The 23,439-nt window shown below is 60.7% G+C and carries 23 protein-coding genes; 7 read left to right on the top strand and 16 right to left on the bottom strand.

Going from position 1 to position 23,439, the window contains the following annotated elements; genetic code table 11:
- Positions 1–31 precede the first annotated feature (31 nt).
- The 9 genes from msrA to ACF8E5_RS04480 form a co-directional block, all read right to left on the bottom strand.
- On the bottom strand, positions 32–499 hold the full coding sequence (gene msrA, locus ACF8E5_RS04520) for a peptide-methionine (S)-S-oxide reductase MsrA (RefSeq protein WP_392474958.1): 468 nt from the start codon (positions 497–499) through the stop codon (positions 32–34).
- A complete protein-coding gene (locus ACF8E5_RS04515; RefSeq protein ID WP_392474957.1) occupies positions 496–1,416 on the bottom strand; it encodes a homocysteine S-methyltransferase family protein in 921 nt (306 codons plus the stop codon). The genes msrA and ACF8E5_RS04515 overlap by 4 nt, the downstream gene beginning before the upstream one ends.
- A complete protein-coding gene (locus ACF8E5_RS04510; protein ID WP_058603798.1) occupies positions 1,413–2,459 on the bottom strand; it encodes a glycine betaine ABC transporter substrate-binding protein in 1,047 nt (348 codons plus the stop codon). Before ACF8E5_RS04510 ends, ACF8E5_RS04515 begins: the two co-directional genes overlap by 4 nt.
- 17 nt (positions 2,460–2,476) lie before the next feature.
- The gene (locus tag ACF8E5_RS04505) at positions 2,477–4,507 is read right to left on the bottom strand and encodes an ATP-binding cassette domain-containing protein (RefSeq protein WP_392475008.1); all 2,031 of its coding nucleotides are present in this window, start codon (positions 4,505–4,507) and stop codon (positions 2,477–2,479) included.
- A 434-nt stretch (positions 4,508–4,941) separates the two neighbouring features.
- On the bottom strand, positions 4,942–5,634 hold the full coding sequence (locus tag ACF8E5_RS04500; protein WP_078478792.1) for an IclR family transcriptional regulator: 693 nt from the start codon (positions 5,632–5,634) through the stop codon (positions 4,942–4,944).
- Positions 5,635–5,826: 192 nt separating this feature from the next.
- Positions 5,827–6,849, bottom strand: coding sequence for an amidohydrolase family protein (locus ACF8E5_RS04495; RefSeq protein WP_392474956.1), 1,023 nt, complete (start codon positions 6,847–6,849; stop codon positions 5,827–5,829).
- A gap of 84 nt (positions 6,850–6,933) precedes the next feature.
- The gene (locus ACF8E5_RS04490; RefSeq protein WP_078478794.1) at positions 6,934–7,806 is read right to left on the bottom strand and encodes an ABC transporter permease; all 873 of its coding nucleotides are present in this window, start codon (positions 7,804–7,806) and stop codon (positions 6,934–6,936) included.
- On the bottom strand, positions 7,799–8,614 hold the full coding sequence (locus tag ACF8E5_RS04485) for an ABC transporter ATP-binding protein (protein WP_058637405.1): 816 nt from the start codon (positions 8,612–8,614) through the stop codon (positions 7,799–7,801). The genes ACF8E5_RS04490 and ACF8E5_RS04485 overlap by 8 nt, the downstream gene beginning before the upstream one ends.
- On the bottom strand, positions 8,614–9,645 hold the full coding sequence (locus tag ACF8E5_RS04480) for an ABC transporter substrate-binding protein (RefSeq protein WP_392474955.1): 1,032 nt from the start codon (positions 9,643–9,645) through the stop codon (positions 8,614–8,616). The genes ACF8E5_RS04485 and ACF8E5_RS04480 overlap by 1 nt, the downstream gene beginning before the upstream one ends.
- A gap of 203 nt (positions 9,646–9,848) precedes the next feature.
- Here ACF8E5_RS04480 and ACF8E5_RS04475 point away from each other — a divergent pair, with 203 nt between their 5' ends.
- The 3 genes from ACF8E5_RS04475 (at position 9,849) to greB (ending at position 12,867) form a co-directional block, all read left to right on the top strand.
- Positions 9,849–10,769 carry an SMP-30/gluconolactonase/LRE family protein gene (locus tag ACF8E5_RS04475; RefSeq protein ID WP_058637407.1) on the top strand — a complete coding sequence of 307 codons (921 nt, stop codon included), beginning with the start codon at positions 9,849–9,851 and terminating at the stop codon, positions 10,767–10,769.
- A gap of 44 nt (positions 10,770–10,813) precedes the next feature.
- Positions 10,814–12,148: an MFS transporter gene (locus ACF8E5_RS04470; RefSeq protein WP_392474954.1), complete on the top strand. Its 1,335-nt coding sequence runs from the start codon at positions 10,814–10,816 to the stop codon at positions 12,146–12,148.
- 215 nt (positions 12,149–12,363) lie between these two features.
- Positions 12,364–12,867, top strand: coding sequence for a transcription elongation factor GreB (gene greB, locus ACF8E5_RS04465; protein ID WP_058603791.1), 504 nt, complete (start codon positions 12,364–12,366; stop codon positions 12,865–12,867).
- Between the two features lie 32 nt (positions 12,868–12,899).
- Here greB and ACF8E5_RS04460 read toward each other — a convergent pair whose 3' ends face one another.
- Positions 12,900–13,208, bottom strand: a complete 309-nt coding sequence (locus ACF8E5_RS04460; RefSeq protein WP_392474953.1) for a hypothetical protein — start codon at positions 13,206–13,208, stop codon at positions 12,900–12,902.
- Between the two features lie 207 nt (positions 13,209–13,415).
- A complete protein-coding gene (locus tag ACF8E5_RS04455) occupies positions 13,416–14,828 on the bottom strand; it encodes a transglycosylase SLT domain-containing protein (RefSeq protein ID WP_392474952.1) in 1,413 nt (470 codons plus the stop codon).
- A 152-nt stretch (positions 14,829–14,980) separates the two neighbouring features.
- Here ACF8E5_RS04455 and ACF8E5_RS04450 point away from each other — a divergent pair, with 152 nt between their 5' ends.
- The 3 genes from ACF8E5_RS04450 (at position 14,981) to ACF8E5_RS04440 (ending at position 17,807) form a co-directional block, all read left to right on the top strand.
- Entirely contained in the window at positions 14,981–15,778 is a 798-nt protein-coding gene (locus tag ACF8E5_RS04450) for a TatD family hydrolase (protein WP_392474951.1), read from the top strand.
- Between the two features lie 106 nt (positions 15,779–15,884).
- Positions 15,885–17,363, top strand: coding sequence for a methyl-accepting chemotaxis protein (locus tag ACF8E5_RS04445; RefSeq protein ID WP_078478799.1), 1,479 nt, complete (start codon positions 15,885–15,887; stop codon positions 17,361–17,363).
- A gap of 75 nt (positions 17,364–17,438) precedes the next feature.
- Entirely contained in the window at positions 17,439–17,807 is a 369-nt protein-coding gene (locus tag ACF8E5_RS04440; protein ID WP_058603786.1) for a hypothetical protein, read from the top strand.
- Between the two features lie 6 nt (positions 17,808–17,813).
- On the opposite strand, the gene ACF8E5_RS04435 is transcribed toward ACF8E5_RS04440, so the two are convergent.
- From ACF8E5_RS04435 to ACF8E5_RS04425, 3 genes are all read right to left on the bottom strand, one after another.
- The gene (locus ACF8E5_RS04435) at positions 17,814–18,611 is read right to left on the bottom strand and encodes an acyl-CoA thioesterase II (RefSeq protein WP_058637414.1); all 798 of its coding nucleotides are present in this window, start codon (positions 18,609–18,611) and stop codon (positions 17,814–17,816) included.
- 71 nt (positions 18,612–18,682) lie between these two features.
- The gene (locus tag ACF8E5_RS04430; RefSeq protein ID WP_058637415.1) at positions 18,683–19,462 is read right to left on the bottom strand and encodes a CHAD domain-containing protein; all 780 of its coding nucleotides are present in this window, start codon (positions 19,460–19,462) and stop codon (positions 18,683–18,685) included.
- Between the two features lie 14 nt (positions 19,463–19,476).
- Entirely contained in the window at positions 19,477–19,755 is a 279-nt protein-coding gene (locus ACF8E5_RS04425) for a hypothetical protein (protein WP_023536014.1), read from the bottom strand.
- Positions 19,756–19,918: 163 nt separating this feature from the next.
- Between ACF8E5_RS04425 and ACF8E5_RS04420 the strand changes: the two genes are divergently transcribed.
- The gene (locus ACF8E5_RS04420; RefSeq protein WP_058603783.1) at positions 19,919–20,959 is read left to right on the top strand and encodes a patatin-like phospholipase family protein; all 1,041 of its coding nucleotides are present in this window, start codon (positions 19,919–19,921) and stop codon (positions 20,957–20,959) included.
- 72 nt (positions 20,960–21,031) lie between these two features.
- Here the strand turns inward: ACF8E5_RS04420 and ACF8E5_RS04415 are convergent, their stop codons facing one another.
- Positions 21,032–22,903 carry a SurA N-terminal domain-containing protein gene (locus tag ACF8E5_RS04415; protein ID WP_392474950.1) on the bottom strand — a complete coding sequence of 624 codons (1,872 nt, stop codon included), beginning with the start codon at positions 22,901–22,903 and terminating at the stop codon, positions 21,032–21,034.
- A 183-nt stretch (positions 22,904–23,086) separates the two neighbouring features.
- Positions 23,087–23,359 (bottom strand): nucleoid-associated protein HU-beta, encoded by a 273-nt coding sequence (hupB, locus tag ACF8E5_RS04410; RefSeq protein ID WP_058603781.1) that lies wholly within the window; start codon positions 23,357–23,359, stop codon positions 23,087–23,089.
- Between the last annotated feature and the right edge of the window lie 80 nt (positions 23,360–23,439).

Genomic DNA, 23,439 nt, shown 5'->3' with positions numbered 1-23,439 from the left:
GACGCAGGACCGTCTTGGCGACATGCCAGGCTTACAGCGAGCAGCTGCCCAGGCCGTGCTTCTCCAAATACCGCTGCTGGTCCTGGTCAGCCAACTGAAAGTCACCCAATGGCAAGATGACGGTCGCCACTGGCTTGCTCAGTTTCCCTGAGGCCTCCAAGTAGTGCTTGGCGGCTTGTGCCAGTTCAGCCTGAGCAGGGTTACTCACGAAGAGCGCAGAGCGATATTTGACGCCAATATCCGTGCCCTGACGGTCGACCGACGTAGGATCATGCAGCGCCCAGAAATGCCCCACCAGTTGGCTGTACGACGTCAGGCCTGGATCGAAGTCGACCTGGACCACCTCGATCATGTCAGCCTCCCCCTGGGCTGATCGCGCAAAGCCCACTCGGCTGTCTACTACACCCGGCAAAGCTCGGAAGGCCGCTTCGGCGCCCCAGAAGCAGCCCGCACCAAAAGTCGCCTGCTCCACACGTTGCTGTGGTTGTCTGTCCGTCATGAGGTGATGCCCTCTGGCTCAATCGCGAAGTGTCTATGAAGTTGTTCGATATGTTCAGGGCCGATACCACAGCACCCGCCTATGATCGTGGCGCCTGCGGCGACCCAGTTTCTGGCCCAGTCCAGGTAGGGCTCAGGCCCGAGGTCTGCACGGATGTCCAGTAACGTAGTGTTGGCCTCGGCCTCTTGCGACACAGGCGGGAAAGCGTTGGCATAAACCCCCAGCTCCACACGCTGCTCAATATCGTCAAGGACGGCCTGAGCCTGCTCCAACGCAGCCCCCATGACCTCAGGCTGACTGCAATTGAACAGCACTGCCTTGGCTCCGACCGAGAGGGCGCAGCGCACGCCATCAGCCACCGACTCCCCTGAACGCAAACGTGGCGCGTGATCGGCATCATCGATCAGCGTATAGGACACCCACAGCGGCTTGGAACGCTCACCCAGCGCCTGGGCAGCGGCCTGCACTTCGGCCGTTGAGCTTTGCGTTTCAGCCAGCCATACGTCTACATGCTCTTGCAGCCCTGCAATCAGCTCCTGATGGATGGCCACAGAAGCCTGATGGTCGAACAGGTCGGGTCGATAAGACCCGAGCGCCGGCGGCAGCGAGCCGGCGACGCGTACAGGGACAGCGCTTTGCGAAGCCGCTTGGCGAGCAAGCCGCCCTGCGCGATCGGCAAGCGCTCGCCCCTGCTCGGCGAAGCGCGTCTGGCCTAGGTGAAAAGGCACCACAGCATAACTGTTGGTCGTCACGACCCGCGCGCCGGCCCTTATGAACGCCTCGTGCGCCTGGAGCACGTGCTCTGGGGACTCGATCAGCGCGAGCGCTGACCATTCCGGTTGCCTGAAAGGCGCTCCGCTGCGCTTGAGTTCCCGCCCCATTCCGCCGTCAAGCAGGTGAATCGGACTCTGGCTCATTGGGCTTGGCCCTGTGCGGGAGCTGCGGCCAGCCATTGATCGACGGTGGCCTGATGATCCTGGATCCAAGCTTTGGCTGCGACATCAGCAGGTACCTGTTCCTTTTCGATCTTCAGTATCAACGCATTGAGATCGCTGGGGTCAATGGCGAAATTGTGCAGGAACGCTGCGACCTTCGGCGCGCGTTTTTGCAGCCCAGCGGATGCAAGCACATAGACCTTGGCATCGGGGAACGCGCAGGTGATCTTGCTCTTGTTCAGCCAATCGGCGTCTACTGTAGGGCTTATGAACTTCCAGCATCCATCGGCCTTGTAAAGCGGGTCACCCTTCTTGTTGTCCTGGGCATAGCCGTCAAACGCCGGCTCTTCCAGGCGCCGCAGGTCGAATGCCGAAAACACCCAATCGGGCGTGTAGGCGTAGAACACCACACCGCGCTGCGCTTTGTAGGCTGACGCCAGCTTGGCGTACGTCACCGAGGCCTCGGTCGAGATCGCTTCGAACTTGTCGGCAAAGCCGTAATCCTTGGCCTTGATCTGGCCAATGTAGGTGGACTCCCAACCCGCAGGGCCCACCAGCAATTGCGCCTGGCCACCGCCCAACGGCTCGAACAGCTTGGCCACTTCAGGCTTGTTGAGATCGTAGATGGACTTGACGCCGTATTTGTCCTGCAGGTAACCCGGGATGTAGAAGCCCTGAACACCGGTGTAGGGATGGGCATTGGGTACCAAGGACTTGGTCCCACCGCTGACGTACTTGGCCCAGGCCGCCGACTGGTTCGGCAGCCAGATGTCGGTCAGCACGTCAACCGAGCCATCCCCTTTTGCCGCAGCGCTCAATAGCACCGGCACATCGCCTGCCAGGTAAGAAACTTCGCCATCCAGACGGCTCTGAATGACTTCGCCCAGGATGTGTTGAATGGCAATCGCGCCGGTCCAGTTCTGCTCACCGATGACGATCGATTCCTTCGCCGAGGCTGCTGCAGGCAAGATAAGGGAAACCAGCAGTGCGGCGGTCCCCAGTTTGCTGGGCAGGTGTCTGTTCATGTGGGTTCTCGCTGTGTTCAGGTACGAAGAGGGTCTTGCTGGCGCAAGCTCGATTGAATGATCCGGTCGGGTATGAGCGCGCACAGCACTATCGCCACGCCTGCCAGCACGCCCTCCCCGCCTTTGATGTTGCGCAGCGCAGTCATGACGTCGTAGCCCAGCCCACCAGCGCCGATCAGCGCGGCGACCACGACCATCGACAGGCTCATGACGATGGTCTGATTGATACCCAGCAACAGTGACCGGCGTGCCAACGGCAACTCCACCTTGAGCAGCGCTTGCCAAGGGCTTGCGCCATGGGCGAGCGCTGCCTCGACGGTTTCCTTGGGTACTTCCTGGATGCCCAGCGATGTCAGACGGATCATCGGCGCCAGGGCGAAAACCACCGTGGCGATCACGGCCGGGGTCTTGCCTACCGAGAAAAAGGCCACTGCAGGGATCAGATAAACGAACGTTGGCAGCGTTTGCATCACATCCAGTAGCGGTGTGACCAGCCGTCGCACCCGCGCGCGCTTGGCCAGCAGGATCCCGGTCGGAACGCCGATGAGCAATGCAATCAATACCGAAGAGCCGACCAGCGCCAAGGTGGAGACAGTGCGCTCCCAGAAGCCGAACAGACCGATGTACAAGACCGCCGCAGTGCTGGTCAGCGCAAGCGTCGTTCCAGCCGAGCGCCAAGCCAGAAGTACCAGCGCCAAGGCAGGAACGGGCCAAGGCAGCCAGCCCAGCCCACTCTCGATACCGTCGATGACGCCGCGTACGATGTAGATGACCCCGATGAAAGCACGCTCGAAGTTCACCTGCGACCATGCGATGAACTGGTCAATGCTCTGGGCCACCTGCAACATCAGCTGGCGGTCAGCCGGAAACTGCTGCAAAACGTGACCTGTCTCGGGTGCAAACACACGCCAGATCACCAGCACCTGACTCACCATCAGTACTGCAAGCGGCACCACCCAGCCTGACTCGGAGAGCGACACCGGTTGGCGACTCAACGAGGCCGCTATGATTCGGTTCGTCACGAATACGGCCAGGGCCGCCAGGGCTGCCAACGTCGATGAACCGACGATGCTCTGGGCCAATACCGCAAGCGCTGCGAGTTCAGTGGCCAAGCAGAGCCAGAAGGCGCCGCCTCTGCCGGCGGCGGCCAGCGCCGCAGGCCCCATCAACAGGGCTTGCCAGCGGCCAACGACGGTGCGGCCAGGCATTGCTCGGGGGTTTTCTTTCGGAGCCGCAGGGGCGACGGAACGTGCGCGCGGCATGACCTTGGTGTGGTCCTGAAAGAAGTCGGCCACTTCGCTGTCGGCCGGTGCTTCCAGCAATTGCGCTGGGGTACCGACCTGAACGAGGCGACCTTGGCGCATGATCGCGATCCTATCACCCAGGCGCAGGGCCTCTGCGGGGTCATGCGTAACCAACAAGGTGGTAATACCGCGCTCACGGACTAACGCCATGAAGTGATTTTGCAGGTCTCGTCGAATGGTAGGATCGAGCGCGCTGAAGGGCTCGTCCATCAGCAGGATGTCCGGTTCGCTCACCAAAGCCCGCGCCAGGCCGACCCGCTGCTGCATGCCGCCGGACAGCTGGTGGGGATAATGCTCGGCCCAGCCCTCCAGCCCGACTGCGCGTAGCTGCACCTTGGCCGCTGCATGACGAACCGCTTCTGGGGTACCCCGCAACTCCAATGGTAATGCGATATTGTCCAGGACGGTGCGGTGGGGTAACAGCCCGAAGTGCTGGAAGACCATGCCGATACGCCGGGACCGCAACGCTCGCAGCGCCCTTGCGTCCAGGTCGCCGATGGCCTGACCATCGACCAGGACTTCGCCACTGGAGGGCTTTATCAGGCGGTTGATGTGCCGAAGTAACGTGGACTTTCCGCTGCCGGATGTGCCCATCAAGCACAGCACCTCTCCCCGCCGCACTTCCAAGTTGACCTGATCGACAGCGGGCAACACGGATGCGCCGCCAGGATAAGCCTTGGTAACGCCCCTGAACTCAAGGACGGCATCGACGCCACGCCCTCTGTCGTTGTCAGGACGAGCGATAACGTGGCGAGACGGAAGGGACTTCTCGGCCAAGGCACTCTGATTGATTGTCACGGGGGACTCCGAGCATGAAACCACTGTTGCAAGCAGGCGCTGGCTTCAGGGGGTGAGATGGATTAAGCCGCAAGCCTGCGACCTGAATGATCGAGCGGCTGCAAGCTGATCGGCGAACGCAGCGAATCGCGCCGATCGAGTTAAATCTAATCGATCTTAAAAATCTTTTATAAATATCTTTTTGGAATTAGCTTAGGCGCAGGCCCAGGCTTGCGCCAAGCCTATTTGCGTTGGTTGCAAGCGCACCCAATGGGAAGGTCGCCAAGCGTGACGTGCCTGGCGCTTGAAGGGTCGAGAAGCCTCGCAGATCACCAGGCTTTCGAATCAAGACCGCGCATTGTTCAACGGCGGTAAACGGCTACCTGAAGAGACATTGAAGACTAGGCGGCCTTGCAACCGAGGCTGCGCATCAGATCGCGGGTTGCGTCGAGAAAGACGTCGTTGATCGCCTCGACACACTCTGGCGTCAAGCGGCTTGAAGGGCCTGACAGCACCAATGCACCGACCAATTCATCACCTGCCCCGTAGACGGGAAAGGCTACCGAAGCCGCATGCGGGTCCGTGGCCCCCATCGAGAAGAACGGCTGCTGCATGGTGATGCCGCTGGCAAACGGTGTGCGCAATGCCTGGGCGCCGGCAGCATCGTCCATCGGACGCATATCGCCAGGTTGAACGTGCATGCGTAGACGATGGGGGGAATTCACCCGGTACTGACACATGCGGTAGGCCCCGTGGCGCACGTAGAACGACGCCGTTTCACCCGTACGCTCGGCCAGAAGGTGCAGCCTGGGCATCACGTGCCGCTCCAGATCGATACCCTCTTCGTACACGGCGTTAAGTCGCATCACTTCACTGGCCAGTTGATAGCGACCGTCGGCCATGCGGTTGACATAGCCGTGATTCTCAAGCGAAACCATCAGGCGCATGATGGTACTTTTGATCAGCCCGGTGCGCTCGACAAGCTCGACCAGCGTCAGCGCCGTGTCCCCCACCTGAAACGCAGAAAGCACCGTCAGCACGCGGTCGGCCGAAGCCACTCCATTAACCGCTGGACGCGGCCGGACATTTACCATCGAAAGTTCCTCACCTGTGAATGATGCAAGTCATTGGCGGCATTGAAAGCGTCCATTATCTGGCAATGCCCCGACGACCGCCATCACAGCTGACCACGTCGGTTGCAATGTTGCGAATTCTGCATCGAAGGAACGCCGGCTGAACGAGCCCATCTGGTTGGGAGCTGGCCTGCAATCAGGTGAATCAACCGCTCAGCTCATGAGCTGATAGGTCTCACGGGCAGTCCCGCTGAACAGCCGATTCTTTTCAGGTTCGGTAAAGTCTGTCACTACACGCTTGAACGCGTTCCACAACACGTCGTAGCCGAACATGCCCTTGTCCACCGGGAAGTTGCTTTCGAACATGCAACGCTCCACGCCGAAGCAATCTATGGCATGCAACAGATAGGGTCGCCATTGCTCCGCCAGGATGACCGAGCTTGGCGGTTTTAGGGCAAGGTGGTAGTCGAACCCCGCGACTTTCATACCCAACCCCCCTAGCTTCAGTCGCACATTCGGACATTGCGCCAACCGGCAAAGACCTGCCGACCACTGCATGAACACCGCATCGCGTTGACCGACGTATGGGCCAGCCCCCAGCGGCCCGCCGAGGTGATCAACGACGATCAGCAGGTCGGGAAAGGCTCGGGCGACCTCAAGCACTTCATCGAGCTGGGTGTGGTAAGCCCAGACATCCAGTACCAGCCCACGCTGTTGAAGCTGAGCAACACCTCGGTGAAACGCAGGTTCCAGAAGCACGCCGGGAGGTGGCGGCTTGGGGTTGGAAATCAGCCTCGGATCGGCATGCCAGGCAGTGGTGTTGCGAATACCGCGCAGGCGCGTCCCAGCACGGGCCAGCATCTCGTCGAGCACCGGCGCTACCGCATCGCCAAGCGACAGATTGGCGCCTGCCACAATGGCCGCACATAGCCGCAATTCCTGCAGCAGGCCGCTGGCACTGTAGGCAGCGACACCGTTGACGTATTCCACCTCACCTACCGGCTGGAAGGCCTCTGGACGATCGACAGCCAGCATCGAGCGGCACTGCACGTAAATGGAACCCACCACCCGATGACCACACGCCAGGTCTGCCAGGTAGTCTTCGGCAAGGTAGCGCTGGCCGGGGCGGTCCCACAGGTGGTGATGAGCGTCGATGATGACGCGCTCAGGCTCCAGGGCGGCTTCGCACCACTGCGCAAGCCACTGCGGCCGCACGGGGGCGTGGGGTGTTTGCATGTTTATCTCCTGTTCGCCGCACCGATATCCCTCCATGCCATGCGCTGAGGGCTGGCGTGAAAGGGCATCGATGCGGTGAAGCACTTAGCCCTGCATGCCCCAGCGGCGCACGGTGACAAGTTCGATGCTGCGAAAAACCAGTCCTTCGACCACCAATCCGATGACGATGACCATCAGCAAACCGGCAAAGACGTTAGGCGTTTCCAACGCGTTGCGGTGCTGGAAGACATACCAGCCCAGGCCTCCGGAATTACCGGACACCCCGAATACCAGCTCGGCGGCGATCAGGGTGCGCCAGGCAAACGCCCAGCCGATTTTCAGTCCCGCCAGAATGGACGGTACAGCAGCGGGGATGAGAATACGCGTGACCAGGCGCAAGCCGCGCAAGCCATAGTTACGCCCTGCCATGCGTTGGGTCTGGCTGACAGATTGAAAACCGGAATAGGTATTGAGCGAGACGGCCCACAGTACCGAATGCACAATCACCAGCATGAGGCTCTGTATGCCCAAACCGAACCACAGCATGGCCAGAGGCAGGATCGCAATGGCTGGCAGCGGGTTGAACATCGCAGTGAGTGTCGCCAGTACGTCCGTGCCCAAGCGGGTCGACACGGCCAGTGAGGTCAGGATCGCTGCCAAACCGATGGCCACGGCATAGCTCATCAAAAGTACCTTGAGTGAGCTGAACACGGCCTGGGGCAATACACCATTGAGCAGGTCCCCAACCATCGCCACTACGGTCTCGCTGAAGGCTGGGAACATCAGCGGGTTGTCCAGATAACGGGCATAGAGTTCCCATATCAGGGCCAACATCACCAGCACCAACGCCCGGCGTATCCCGGTATGAGCGAGAACACGTTCTACCAGACCCAGTTGCCGAGCGACGTCCCCTACCTGTCCCGGTGGCACCGGTGCATACTCCACATCGGCTCGGGGCTGGATCGAAGGCTTATCCATGGGCTGTCTCCGTGTGGCCGAAAAGCATATGGCTGATACGCTGGTGCAGTTGAGCGAACAGCTCGCTGCCCTGGTCGGCGAAGCCAAATGCGCTGGCATCGAGTTCTGCGCGTACCTGCCCAGGGTGTGGCGTCAGGACCAGGATTCTTGTACCCAGAACAATGGCCTCGTCGATCGAGTGGGTCACGAACATCAGGGTGAACGGTGCTTGCTCCCACAGTTCCAGCAGCTCTTGCTGCATGCGGCGTCGGGTCAACGCATCAAGCGCGGCGAAGGGTTCATCCATCAACAGCATCGCAGGCTCCATTGCCAGGGCTCGGGCGATGGCAACCCGCTGCTTCATCCCGCCTGACAACTGGTGCGGATAGGCATCCTTGAATTTTTCAAGCCCCACCTTGGCGGCGGCACGCGCCGCGCGTTCGGTAATTTCGGTGCGTGGAAATCGCCTTGTCATCTGCATCGGGAACATGATGTTGGCCATTACCGTCTTCCATGGCATCAACTGATCGAACTCCTGGAAAACCATCATGCGATCAGGGCCAGGCTCCCGGATTACCTGTCCATCCAGGCAGATCTGGCCTGCCACGGGTTCGATAAATCCTGCGACGCTCTTGAGCAGACTCGATTTGCCGCAGCCTGATGGCCCCAGCAGGACAAAGCGGTCATTGCGCTGTACGTCAAAAGAGACCTGGTGAGTCGCGGTGATCAATTGGTCACGGGTCTTGTACTGCAACGTCACGTTATCCACGCAAAGCACCGCACGGGTCTTTGCCTGTGAGGGGGCGGCGATGGGAGATAACAGACTCATCAGCTCCCCTCCCCATCAGCGACCGGTGCGAAGAAAACCGACTGCCAGTTGTCCGGGGCTTTTTTCAAGGCCCCCGAATGCACCATGAACTCGGCCAGGGCCATGACGCCGCTCGGCTGCACGGACCATTCACCGCTGACCTGGCGCAGCATGTCTTCGACCTGATCGAGCGACAGACTGGACGGCTCGCTGGCCAGGAACAGCTCTGCGGCTTTGCGTGGTTCCTTGCGGATATACGCATTGGCTTCGTTGATCGCCGCTACTACCGCGGCACTCAGTTGGGGGTTGTTCTTGACGAAGCGCCCTGTGCTGGTCAGGACACCGCTGGTCATACGCTTGTCGAGCTCGCTCGAGAAGTCGAACAACTTGCTTACTCGAGGGTCCTGAGCCAGTTGATAGCTGTACGGATTGGGCCCGATATAGCCTTTGATCCCAGCCTTGTTGAGCAGGCTGGACATTGCATCGGGGTGAGGCAGGCTCACCATCAAGTGATCGAGCTTGTGTATTTGATCAGGGCCAAACTGTCGCTGCGCAGCCATCTGCAGCAACAATGCCTGCTGGCCACTGGGAGAGCTGACGGCGATCTTGTCATCGGCTTTGAAATCGGCGAGTGACTTGATCGCAGGGTCATTCACGAACAGCGCGTTGTCCCCTGCCACCAGTGCGCACAACGCTCGCACATCCAACGATCGACGCGTCTTTTCCCAGGCGATCAGCGTGCCTGACAAACCATAACCACCGATATCGACGTTGCCACTGATCAGCGCGTCATTGATCGCTGGCGCACCACTGATGCGCTTGATCTCGAAAGAGGCTTGCGGCTGACCATGGGCCTGGGCTTGCTGACGGAACAAGCCCAGTTTGTCAGCAACGGTGACTGGCAAGTAGGCGTAGCCGTACTGGATCGCCAGGGTTACGCGGTCTTGCTCGGCCAGTGCGGGGCTGCCGAGCGCGCCTAGGGCCAAGACCCATGAAAAGGCCTTCAAGGGCCGCGTCAGGCGACGACTCAAACGCAATGAGCGCTTCTGCATAGCAATCTCCAGTTGTTTTTATTTTGGAACGCCATTTCCTTTAGAGAAACTCATAAACGGTACAACCATGTCAAGCGTGAAAATCACGGATCAAGCCTCTCGCATTTTTTCAAATCATGATTTACTTTGAAATGACGTTGCATTAAAAACATAAAACCCAACGATCCTGTCCTTTTGTGCCCTCAGCGGCCAGGAGCCTGAGCATGAGCTTTTTCGCTGCCCCACCGACTGTCGAGACCACCGTTTTCACGCGCCTGCCCGATCATTTCCGAAGCCCACGGCCTACCGCCTGGGCCAACGCCAATCGCCAGGGTCGGGCCATCGATTCGTTCCTTGAAGGCCCTTCGTTTGATCGATCAGGTCGGCTTTACGTGACGGACATACCCAACGGCCGAATTTTCCGCATCTCACCTCAAGGCGAGTGGGAATTGGTGTGCCAGTACGACGGCTGGCCCAATGGCCTGAAAATCCATCAGGACGGACGAATCTTCATCACGGACTACAAGCGCGGGCTCATGGTGCTCGACCCGCACTCCGGGACCATCGAACCGCTGCTCGATTCGGCCGGTTCTGAAGGGTTCAAGGGCGTCAACGACCTCGTGTTTGCGCCCAACGGCGACCTGTACTTTACCGACCAAGGCCAGACTGGCTTACAGGACCCTACCGGACGGGTCTACAAACTCGATGCCCAAGGCAATCTGAGCTGCCTGCTCAACACTGTTCCCAGCCCCAATGGCATCGTCTATGACCCCAATCTGAACCACCTGCTGATAGCGGTCACCCGCGCTCAGCAAATCTGGCGCATCCCGCTGGGCAACGGTTCGATGATCGGCAAAGTTGGCGTCTTCGCGCAGCTCCACGGTGGGCTCGGGGGCCCGGACGGTCTGGCCCTGGACGCCCAGAGCAATCTGTACATCGCCCATACCGGGTTCGGCTCGGTGTGGAAGCTGTCCAGGGTCGCCGAGCCCCTGCAACGCATCGTCTCCTGCGCAGGTATCAGCAACACCAACCTGGCATTTGGTGGCGACGATGGCCAGACGCTGTTCATCACCGAATCCGAGACCGGCAGCATCCTGCAGGTCCGTACCCACACACCAGGATTGCCGATGTTCTCCCACAGCTGAACGCGCCTGTCAGCGCACACCACAACTACAAAAAGAGTGACGACATGACTTACGAAAACCCTAGCGCACAAGCGCCGCTCAGTGACGCCGAGGGTGAACGCCTGATGCGCCGGACCCTCTGGCGCCTGGTGCCATTCATCTTCATCTGCTACGTGATCAGCTACCTCGACCGCACGAACGTGGGGTTCGCCGCCATCAGCATGAATCAGGACCTGGGCCTGACAGCGACGATGTTCGGTTGGGCGGCGGGCCTGTTCTTCTTCGGCTATTTCATGTTTGAAATCCCCAGCAACCTACTGATGCAGCGCTTTGGCGCGCGGGTATGGATCGCACGGATCATGATCACCTGGGGTCTGATCTCGATGGCCACCGCATTTGCCACCGGGCCCATCAGCTTCAGCATCGCACGGTTCCTTCTGGGGCTGGCCGAAGCAGGCTTCACCCCTGGGGTCTACCTGTATTTCACCTACTGGTTCCCAGGCAAGTGGCGGGCCAAGGCCACGGCGGCGTTCCTGCTGGGCATCCCTGTGGCCAACATTGTCGGCTCACCGTTGTCGGGTTGGCTGATGGAGCAGCACGGTGTCTGGGGGCTCAAGAACTGGCAGCTGCTGCTGGTGACCGAGTCAATGCCGGCAGTGCTGCTGGGCATTGCCTGCCTGTTCGTGTTGGTCGACACCCCGGCCAAGGCCAAGTGGCTCAAGCCCCGGGAGAAAGCCTGGCTCACTCAGCGCCTGGCTCAGGAGCAACAAGCGATAGGTGCATCCCACGGCACGACCCTGCGCGCTGCACTGACCAACCCGAAGGTGTTTACGCTGGCTGCGATCAATTTCTGCTGCATCGTGGGCTCCATTGGCATCGGCCTGTGGCTTCCACAAATCATCAAGAGCCTGGGTATTTCCAGCGGGACCGTAGGTTTCGTGGTAGCACTGCCTTACCTGCTGGGTGCAGCGGCCATGACCCTATGGGCACGCCTGGCCAACCGCAGTGAGCACCGTCTTCCGTACGTCGCCAGCGCGCTCGCTTTCGCGGCCTTGGCATTGGTGGGCGCAGCGTTGATCGAGCAGCCGGTGATGAAGATCGCCTGCCTGTGCATGGCTGTCTCCGGGATTTTGTCTTTCCAGGCGACTTTCTGGGCCATCCCATCGACCATTCTGACCGGCCGTGCGGCCGCTGGCGGCTTGGCCATGATCGTCTCGATCGGCAATCTCGGCGGGTTCACCGGCCCATTCCTGATCGGCCTGATCAAAGATGCCACGCAAAGCTTCACGCTGCCTTTCTTCGCGGTTGCATCGATTCTGTTGATCGGTACCTGCCTGATGCTGTGGCTGGGTGATCCTGCCAAGCGCCGGACGCCCCAAGGCCACGGCCAAACGGCTTGATGCCCAGGAGCTGCGCCCTGACCGCCACCGTCCGCAGTAAGCGGACGGAGGCTCTGCCGGCCCAAGCCGTCGCCCCTTCTTCCAACCACAGTACCCAGTGCTTGTACATGGCGCTGCTGGGCGGTTAACGTCTGTAGCCTCCCGGCTACCCTGCGCCGCCTCCCCGTGCGCGCAGCGACCCTGTCGGCCAGGTTCGAATACGGAAAAAGGCACACATGGCGACTGACCTCATCACCGAAGCAGGCTACCAAGCCCTTAAAGATGAACTGGACTGGCTTTGGCGCGATGAGCGACCGGAGATCACGCGCAAAGTGACCTGGGCAGCGTCCCTGGGCGATCGCAGTGAAAATGCGGACTACCAGTACAACAAGAAACGGTTGAGGGAAATCGACCGGCGTGTGCGCTACCTTCGCAAGCGCATCGAGAACCTGCGCGTGGTGCCCTACTCGCCCGCGCAGGAAGGAAAAGTGTTCTTTGGGGCGTGGGTAACCATCGCCAACGAGGAGGACGAAAGCAAGCGGTTCCGAATCGTCGGCGCGGATGAGATCTACGACCGCAAGGACTTCATTTCCATTGATTCACCGATGGCCCGGGCCTGTATAGGCAAATGCGTCGGGGACGAGATCACGGTGCGCACGCCAACGGGGGAAGCCTACTGGGACGTCACCGACATTCAATACGATGCACACGAAACCGCGCCCCGGTTCGTCAAACCCTGATTCTTTTGCACCGCCGCGGGACGGCAGGCTTTTCAGCGTGCCGTGATCAGGCCTTGGCGTGCGATACGCACCAGGTGGCCGATCACTTCGGCCGAGGCCTCGGCCGCGGGTGCTTGAATCACGGCAAGGTCGAACCGGTCATTGGTGTACTGGGCGAAATGCTCGCCGGTCTCGGCGAACTGAATCAGGAATGCGCGGGCCTGGCCCCTTCGACGGGACAAACCTTCGAGGTGGCGCAAAAGTGTGGGCTGGTGCGGCCCCCCAAGCAGGATGCGCGGGGTACGCGATGCCTGACTGACAGGCAGAGGGCTTAGACAAACGCTGGTACGTGGGCAACTCATGGTGCATTCTCCGCCTCGCCAATCTCGCTGGGCAGCGGTGGGAGGCGTCACCGAACCAGCGCTTTAGCGGTATTTCGAAACACCCCTGGGGCGTCTCTGCGCCCCGCAAGTAGCTGTTTAAATCGGCGCAGGCGTCATGCTAGAGCGATTGAACCGAACATGCAAGCGCCCGATTCTGGCCAATTGCCTGCTCCGGTGCGGCCCTGCTCAGTGCTTGCCCTTGGGCTCCAGCACCCGCCGTTCCCGATTGAACGCCAGGAAGTACTTGTTCACGCTGTTGACGAAGTTGACCGGCCCCATGCCCACCTGCTCCATGGCGATGCGTTCGGTCTGGAAGAACCATTGGTTACCGTTGAGCCCACGCTTGCGCGCTTCGGCGCGCATGGCTTGCACGCGCTCGGGGCCCAGGTTGTAGGCGGCCAATACGAACGCCATGCGCTCACGCTCATTGATGCGGGGGCTGGAGAAGAACTTGCGCCGGATCAGGGCCAGGTAACGCGCGCTGGCCTGGACATTGCCGTCCACCGTCTTGATGTTGCTGACCCCGACCCGCTGGGCAGCTGCCGGCGTGATCTGCATCAACCCGTGTGCGCCCCCTGCCCCGCGCGCGGCCGGGTTGAGGGTCGACTCCTTGAATGCCAAGGCGGCAAGGTTGAGCCAGTCGATCTGCTGCGCTTGGCCATGCTTTTTCAACACGGCACTGACCGAGGCCAACCGCTGGCGGTCCTGACGGGCGAGCGGGTTGTGTACCCGGTACTGACGCCGATAGATGCGCTCGAACGCTGCATCCTCGTTGTCAGGGGCACGATAGTTTTTTAGGAAGCGGTCGACCGATGCCTGCAACTGCGGCGAGTTACGCCCAACGTACCAGCGCATGGCTTGTGGGGGCCCCAAGTGCACGCGTGGGTTGAAACGCAGCTTCGGCATGACCTTTGACCAGCGGCGGGCGATTGGCTGCTCGACCACGGTCAAGTGATAGATCCCGGCCTGGACCATCTCCAGCACATCCTCGATAGCCAGGGTCGGATCCACCCACTCGACCTTGACCGCAGGGCGCTTGCGCAAGGCCAGGCGCTGGTTCAGTTGCTCAATCACCGGGCCCGCGGCACTTGCGCTGGTCAGCGCGATGGTGCGGCCTGACAACTGTTCTGCCTGGCTGAAGGTGCGCTCGCCCTTGCGTCCGACCAACACCAGCGTCACCTGATCACGTACTGGGGCAGTCGCCACGACATTACGCACCGTGGCAGGATCGAGCAGTTCGCCTGGGGCGGCCAAATCGCCCTCCCCGCGCCCCAGTGCGCCCAGGAGTTGCTCCTTGGCGCGGGGGATCAGTTTGAGTTCGATGCGCTGGCTGTCCTGTGCCCGGGCATTGAGGAAGTGCTCGAGCGCGCGCAGGCGGTAGTATTCGACGCCCACCGGCTCGCCCTTCACTTCGCCGGAGCTGTTGCGGCTTTGATTGACCAGCACGCGCAAGACCTTGCTGCTGCGAATGTGCTGGAGATCGCGGGCATTGGCCGGCGGGATGTGGTGCTGCGGGCCCGGGGGACGTACCTGCGTCTGCGCCTGGCTGGCCAGGGGCAGCCCTAACAGCAGCATGAACATGAGCCAGTAGCGTGGCATTCAAGGTATCCGTCGTGAGTGGGTAGCCAAATGACGTTCGCCACGTTTGGGCTTGAGGTCAAAAAGACCATGCCCTGGACTCGAAGTTCTTGGACAGCCAGTTCGGCACGGGCTTTTGCTATGCTGGCGTCCCTGCGGCACGAGGTAGCACCATGCAATTGATCGATATTGGCGTCAACCTGACCAACAGTAGTTTCCATGACCGCCAAGCGGAAGTGGTCAACCGCGCCTTGGAAGCGGGCGTCGCGCAAATGGTTCTGACAGGCACCAGCCTGCCTGTGAGTGAACAGGCAATTGACCTTTGCCAGCAACTGGACAGCGCGCAAACTCACCTGTTCGCGACGGCCGGGGTTCACCCGCACGATGCAAACAGCTGGAACAGCCAGAGCGAAGCGCACATGCGCCAACTGCTCGCCGAGCCGCGGGTGCGCGCTGTGGGCGAATGCGGCCTGGACTTCAATCGTGACTTCTCTCCACGCCCTGCTCAGGAAAAGGCCTTGCATGCCCAGCTGGCATTGGCCGTGGAATGCCAGCTACCGGTGTTCCTTCATGAGCGCGACGCCAGTGAGCGCCTGCTGGCCATCCTGAAAGAGTATCGCGACCAGTTGAAAGCAGCCGTGGTCCATTGCTTTACCGGGGAACGTGCTGCCCTGTTCAGCTACCTAGACCTGGACCTGCACATCGGCATCACCGGTTGGATCTGTGACGAACGACGTGGGATGCACCTGCATGGACTGGTGGGCAGTATCCCAACCGGCCGCTTGATGCTGGAGAGCGATGCGCCATATCTACTGCCGCGCAGCCTGCGCCCTAAGCCCAAGAACGGGCGTAACGAGCCGGCGTACCTGCCTGAAGTGCTACGAGAAGTGGCGCTGCACCGCAGGGAAACCCTGCAAGAAACCGCCGCGCATACCACTGCCACGGCCAAGGCATTCTTCAAATTACCGTAGCTACCCTGATATCTCTTGATACATATCAACACCCTCCGAGTCGCTCTGGGCACAATGATGGCACCTTGCCAATATTGTTTTCGCTCAACTCAGAGAAGACCTGCCCATGGGTGCCTGGCTTAGCAATGTTTCACTGAAATACAAGTTCTGGGCGGTCAACGCCGTAGCCTTCGTGACCACGTTGCTATTGGTGCTGTACGCGGTTCACCTGGAGCAACGCGCCCGTGCTGAAGGGGCTGTACACCAAGCCACCGCCCAGGCAAGCCTGCTGGCGGCGTGGCCCGAAAGCCAGCCTTTGCCTCTTTCGCCAAGCATCATCACCTGGCGTGCTGGGCAGACGCCCTCCTTCGCCGGCGAGCCCCTGGAGGCCCTGCGCGGCGCACAGGGCTGGGTAGCACTGCCCTCCAGCCAACTGTTGGGACAAGACCCATTACAGGGTGCTCATGTGCTGCAAAGCGGTGATCATTACGTCGCAGTACTTGCCCAGTCACCCAGCCTGCGCCAGGTCTTCATCGATCGATTCTCGCATTATGCGGTGTGCGTGCTGATTCTGATGCTGGCCATGCTCGCCGCTTCGCAACTGCTGATCCGCTTTCTACTCAGCCAGCTCAACACGCTCAAGGACGTGATGCTGCATGTGGAAAAAACCGGCGATCTGGCCGCTCGCGTACCCCTGGCCGGCGGTGACGAAGTCGGTCAGATGGCGGGCGCCTTCAATGCCATGCAGGGTACCTACCACCGTATCGTCAGCACCGTTGCCACCACTGCAGCACAGCTCGACTCAGGTGCTGCGCGTCTTGCGGCCAGCATGAACGACGTGCGCCACGGCATGCTGGGGCAGCAGAGCGAAACCGACCAAGCCGCGACAGCCATCAATGAAATGTCCGCCACCGTCTACCATATCGCCCAGCATGCAGGGGCGACTCGCGATCTCTCCCAGACTGCCGACACGCTCGCCGGCAGTGGAAAAGACGTGGTCACTCGTGTGCAGACGTCCATTGCCGGGCTTTCCAGCGGCGTCCAGCAGACCGCCGAAATGATCCGTCAACTGGCCGAAGACAGCCAGAAGATCAATGGCGTGGTGAGCGTTATTCACAGCATTGCCGAGCAGACCAACCTGCTGGCACTGAACGCGGCCATAGAAGCGGCCCGTGCCGGTGACCTGGGCCGCGGGTTCGCCGTGGTGGCCGATGAGGTGCGCAACCTAGCCAAACGCGTTCAGTCATCAACCGACGAGATCACCACCATGGTGTCTGCCCTGCAGTCAGGCACCCGGGATGCGGTGGAGTTCATGCAGGAAAGCTCCTACAAAGCCGACGATTGTGTAAAACAGGCCCAGGAAGCAGGTGCGGCATTGGCCGAGATCACCGGCGCAGTGGCGCAGATGCGTGAAAGCAATACGCAGATCGCCGTGGCTGCCGAACAACAGAGCCAGGTGGCAGAGGAAATGAACCGCGCCGTGGTCAGCATCCGTGATGTCACCGAGCAAACCGTGCAGCAGACCGTAGGTTCGGCCACCACCAGTTCGGAACTCGCGACACTGGCCGGCGCGCTTAACAAGGCCATAGGTCAACTGAAGCTATAAGGTTCATAGCCAGCGCCGATTGGCTCTGCGCGCGCCTGCACACTAAGCTTTGGGCATGATCGAGAGGAAGTGCCCATGAACAAACGCCTACCCAATCTGCTCGCCTGGCAATGGCGCGGCTACCCGCATAGTCATCGTCACCCTGCAAACCTGGTGCTGCATTTGATAGCGGTTCCGCTGTTCATTCTAGGTGCGCTGTTGATCGTGTCTGGCTTGTTAGGGCTGGACATCGTGCAACTGGCCGTCGGTCTGCTCGCCCTGGTCGCGGCCATTGCGCTTCAACGTCACGGCCACCGCCTGGAGGCGGACACTCAAGAGCCCTTCATCGACCGTACCGACCGGGTTCAACGCGTGCTCAGCGAACAGTTCATCACATTCCCGCGTTTCGTCCTGAGTGGCGCGTGGTGGCAGGCCTGGCGCGACCGTCATAAGCCTCGAAGGTGATGGCCTTTAGGCAAATACCGTTACCGTTTGCCTGCTCAAGGCCAACAACGCGCCATCGTCACTCCATAATGCGGCGGCGGCATGGCCATAGCCCTCGTGTGCGTATTCGGTCTCCACGCGGTACTGGCACCAATCGCCAGCGTTCAGTGAACGTACAGGCTGCACGAACTCGATGGTCCAGGTAAGCGTACTGCCGGCCGCTGGCTGTTTCAGCATGGGCAGTACGCTAGGTGGCCATGCGTCTACCAATGCCAGCAGGTGCGCCTCGCTCATTACCCCGCCCTGCATGTCACGCAAGCGCACCCAGCCCCCCATGACGCGCGAGTCATTGCCGCTGAACGGCAGCCCACCGATTGCCCAGCGCAACTCCAGGTTCTTCATGAATTCCGGGGTCACTCCCGGGATGTGAGGCAAGGCTGCCGCGCTTTCCTCAAGGGCTGGCATCTGCGGCGCAGGTAGGGGCAGTACGGACACCGCAGAGCTTCGTGCGGCGCCGAAACTGCCCTGTACCAGCGTCACCACCTGCCCCTGCTGCACGGCGCGGCCCAGCAGCGTGCTGACACCCGTGCCCTGGCGCAATACTTCGACCTCCAGACAAATCGGAGTATCTGCCGAAGCAGGGGCGACAAAGGTAATGGCCAGCGAACGCACCGGGCGGTCATGGCCTAACCGGGCACGCATCGCCTCGAACACCATGGCAGCCATCAGGCCGCCAAAGATCGCTCGTCCCTGACCCCACCCTGCTGGCACGCGTACGCTGTCGGGGTGAGCTCTGGCAGCCTCAAGCACTTGTTCAAACGTCATGGGCAGCTCCTGGACGGGTAACGGATGTCCATCCTAGCCTGCTCTAGCCCCCGCAGCAGCCTTCATATCGGTCATTGTCCGGGCTTGTGGTGGGCCAACGCCTCACCCAAGGCGTCCAGCGTGCTGTCCGACCGACGCTCGGCCGCTTCCAGTTCGTGTGCCCATCCGCTCATGCAGCCAGCCAGATCGGCATGCTGTTGCGCTTGCAGCAGCCATTGCAGACGGTCATGCCAATCCCCCAGATCGCCCTGCGCGCGTTTCAGTGTGCGCTGAAGCTTCTTCGGGGCGTGGCCGAACTGGGGGTAGGCTTCGTCTGCGTACCGCGCCCGTTTGATCAGCAACCGCAACCGGTGGCGATCGTGCTCGGGATCTTGCAAGGCCGCGGCCAGTTTGCGCCACTGTTTGCGCAGGCGTTTCTCGATATGCTTGTCCAACCCCTTAATCAGGCCATCGCGCTCTGCGCCACGCACAAACGCGGGAAACGCATCAACCGTCGCCAGCAGCCGGGTCAGCTGCGGGCTGTGTGCGACGCTGGCATAAGATGGTCCTCGCCCTTGCAGACGCCTGCGGCCAGCTTGCTCGGCCCCCTGGGCAATGAGGGCGGCGCCCAGCACCTCGCCATCGCGCAGCGGCGTGGTGAGCGTTCCAAGAGCCTTGGCAGCACTTTCGAGTGGCTCCACACCCGGCAGCCCGCGTAGCGGTCGCACCAGGCTGCGCAGGCGGCGCACGCTGGTGCGCAGATCGTGCAAGGCTTCACTGTCGGTGTCGACCGCCAGGCGTTCGCGGCACGCCAGGAGCCGGACGTGCAAGGTGATGATCTGAGCGATGAGGTGATCAATCATGTCAGACACATGGCAACCCTCGATCAACGGCCGGCACGGGACTCACGGATGTAGAAGCGTGCTTTTTCAGCCTTGCGCGTGCAGCTCTCGTAACCCTCGAATTGCTGTTGCGTCTTGGCGCCAGTGAGCAGCGACAGCGCCTTGGAGTAACTCACGGCCCCGGCGAAGCCTTCAGCCTTGGCCAGATCGAGCTCCTTCCAGGCGGCGTCCAGTTGTGTGGCACAGCTGTCACGGTACGCCGTCTTGCCAGCGCAACCGGCAAGGGTCAGGGCAATCAACGGCAGGCAGATCCAGGCTTTCATCGGTTAAACCTCTGAGGGAAAGAAACAATGCACGTTCGACGCCAACCCGTTGCAAAAGTGCCCGCTTGGCTTCGCAAGCCACATGCTCGACAGGTTGCGCATTGATGCCGAGGGTGCGATGCGTGCATTGTAGTGTTTAAGTCGCGAATGCTGAGGGAAGTTGATGAACAAACGCGTGGCATTGGTGCTCGGATCAGGCGGGGCCAGAGGGTATGCGCACATCGGCGTGATCGAGGAACTCGAACGTCGCGGATACGAAATCGCCTGCATCGCCGGGTGCTCCATGGGAGCGGTGGTTGGCGGCATCTACGCTGCAGGCAAGCTTGAGCAATACAAGCGCTGGATCGAGAGCCTGGACTATCTGGATGTCCTGCGCCTGGTGGATGTGAGCTTCAGTCTGGGCGCCATCCGAGGCGACAAGGTCTTCGGCCAGATCCGCAAGATAGTAGGCGACATCGACATCGAGCAATTGCGCATTCCCTATACCGCCGTTGCCGCTGACCTGACCAACCAGCAGGAGATCTGGTTTCAGGAAGGCTGCCTGCATCAGGCCATGCGTGCCTCGGCTGCCATACCCAGTCTGTTCACGCCTGTCGTTCAGGGTAACCGCATGCTGGTGGACGGCGGCATCCTCAATCCGTTACCCATCGTGCCCGTGGTATCGAGCCATTGCGACCTGATTATTGCGGTCAACCTCAACGCGACCAACCAGAAGCACTATCAACTTCCGGTGATAGAGCGGCCTGCAGCCTTCAAGATGCGATTCGATGCACTGATCAACTCGCTTGGCTCGCACCTGCCATTTCGCCGCAAGCCCGCCGAAGAGTTGGTCCGTATCGAAAAAGGCATGACGCGCGACCGTTTTCCGCCCGTGAACCCTTGGCTGGCCGAGTCGGCAGATCCACAGGCGCAGCAGCCCACGGCTGCACCCGAAAGCGAAGGCGCGCCCAAGTCTGCCACCGGCTCGTTCATCATCGACAACGTAGGGCCCGCCTCGCTGCTGGACTTGATCAACCAGAGCTTCGAAGTCATGCAGACTTCACTGGCGCAGTACAAGATCGCCGGCTATCCGCCTGACGTACTGATCAACGTGCCCAAACGTGTGTGCCGCTTCTTCGAGTTTTACAAGGCGCCCGAGCTGATCGCGCTGGGGCGCGAGATTGCACGCGACACATTGGACAATCATGAGGGCGTCAAACGCTAACGCTAGCGGCGTCTTCGCTCAGGTAAAAAAACAGGCCGCTTGCGGCGGCCTGTCGGGTGTCTCCAAACGGATTTAGTAACGCGTGATGTCCGCGTTGGCCTCCAGCTGTTTGCGGTAGGCGGCGAAGTCCTGCTGGCCAGCACGAGACGCCAGGTAGCGGCGGATCTGCTGCTTCTCTTCATCCGTGGCCGCAGCACCGTCATTGACGCCCTTGAGTTGCAGCACGACCAGGCTGCCATCACGCAGCACAACGCTGCCATACACGGGTTTGTCCTTGGCTTGCGGCTTGCCGAGACGGAACAATGCCTGTAGCTCGACAGGGTCGATACCGTCCTGACCACGCGAGACAGCTTCATAGGGCTTCCAGCCCTGGCCTTCCTGAACGCTCGCAGGGGCGATGGAACCATCACGCAGACCCGCGATCAGCTTGTCCGCCTTGGCCTTGAGGGCAGCGGTGGCTTTCTCCTTGGCCAGGTGCTCGCGAATGTTCTTGGCAACCGTTTCGAGTGGCAGCTGCGCAGGCTTGCGGTGTTCCTTGACGCGCAGTACCACCGTCGTCTCAGGATCAAGCTCGATGGCGGTGCTGTTGGCACCCTCTTCCAGCACTTCCTCCGAGAACGCTGCCTGCACCACAGAGCGGTTGGCAGTGATGCCGTCGCCGCCTTCGCGGCCGAACGGAGCGGACGTTTGGACCTTGAGGTTCAAGTCCTGGGCCGGCTGTACCAGGTCGGAGGCCTCGTAGGCGGCGTCCTGCAACTGCTTGCTGGCGTCCACGTAGCGCTGCTCGACCAGTGGCGTCTTGAGGTCGCGGGTCAGTTTGTCTTTCAGGCTAGCGAAGCTCGGCACCTCGGGCGCCTCGACGCCAAGCAGCTTGATGATGTGATAGCCGTATTCGGTACGAACCGGAGCTGAGACCTGACCGTCGTGCAGCTGATACAGCGCCTGTTCGAACGCCGGATCGTACACACCAGGACCGGCAAAGCCGAGGTCACCGCCGTTATTGGCCGAACCTGGATCCTGGGAAAATTCCTTCGCCAACGCGGCAAAATCTTCACCCTTGGCCAGGCGCTGTTCGATTTCGTCAGCACGCGCTTTGGCCTGGGCATCGGTCGTCTTGTCGTTGACCTCGATGAGGATATGCGCCGCGCGGCGCTGTTCGGCAAGGTTGGCGATCTCCTTCTCGTACTGAGCCTTGAGCGCCTCGTCAGTGACTTTGGCTTGGTCGAAGAAGGACGATTTCTTGAGCTCTACGTAGTCGATGACGACTTGGTCAGGCGACATGAACTCCTTGGCATGGGCGTCATAGTGCTGCTTGACCTCTTGGTCGCTGACCTTGATCGCAGCCGGGTCGGCCTTGAAGGTCAAGGACGCGAAATCGCGGGTCTGCTTTTCAAGGCGTGCGAAAGCGTCGACTTGCTGATCGGTTACGAAGCTACTGCCGGCGATTCCGGCACGTAACTGCCCGATGAGCATTTCCTCACCGAGCATCTCGCGAAACTGCATACGCCCATAGCCCATCTGGCGGATGACCTGATCGAAACGGTCGCTGTTGAACTTGCCGTCAACCTGGAATTCCGGCGTTTGCAGCATGACCTGATCCAGCGCAGCGTCGGAAAACGCGAACTTGGCGTCTTTGGCACCCTCGAGCAACAGCTTGCGGCTGATCAGCCCCTTGAGGGCCTCTTCACGCAGCAGCTTGTCGTCAAGCAGCGCAGGATCGAAGTCCTTACCCAGCTGTTGCACCAACTGGCGGCGCTGCATGTCGGCCGCCTGGCTCAACTCGTTCTGGCTGATCGTTTCGCCGTTGACCTTGGCAGCATCCTGACTGTGGCTGGCGGCTTGGAAAATGGCTTCGAACCCGGTCAATGCCATCAGCACGACAATGAGACCGATGATGGTTTTGGCAATCCAACCTTGTGAATTGTCCCTGATATTTTGCAGCATGCGTCCCCCAGAGACGGCTGTACCACTGCGTCGACAACCGCGGAGCGTGGGTAGAGTCCTGATAAAAGAAAGGCGCATCCGAGGATGCGCCTTTTCTTAGCATACGAATCAGGCGGTAACGTTTGCGTCCCGCCTTCAGCGTGCTCGGACCTGGCCAGGCCGGGTCCGGCTGAAAGAGACGACTTAGTTGACGGCGTCTTTCAGGCCTTTACCTGCCTTGAAACCTGGCACCTTGGCGGCAGCGATCTTGATCGCCTTACCGGTCTGCGGGTTGCGGCCGGTACGCTCAGCACGATCCTTGACAGTGAAGGTACCGAAGCCGACCAGAACGACATCGTCGCCTTGCTTCAGGGCGCCGGTGACGGATTCGATCACTGCGTCCAGCGCTTTGCCAGCGGTGGCTTTCGAAATGTCAGCTTGTGCGGCGATAGCGTCAATCAGTTCCGACTTGTTCACTCGTAAGTCCCCTTGTGCTCTATTGAGTATGTTTCTAAGTATGTAAAGAAAGCGTGTGAAAACGGTGCTGGGTGGCCTGA

The organism is Pseudomonas sp. WSY_20, from assembly GCF_043104335.1.
Lineage (GTDB): Bacteria > Pseudomonadota > Gammaproteobacteria > Pseudomonadales > Pseudomonadaceae > Aquipseudomonas > Aquipseudomonas parafulva_B.
Note: the sequence above shows the minus strand (reverse complement) of the source record. Positions and strands in the feature narration are given on the sequence as shown.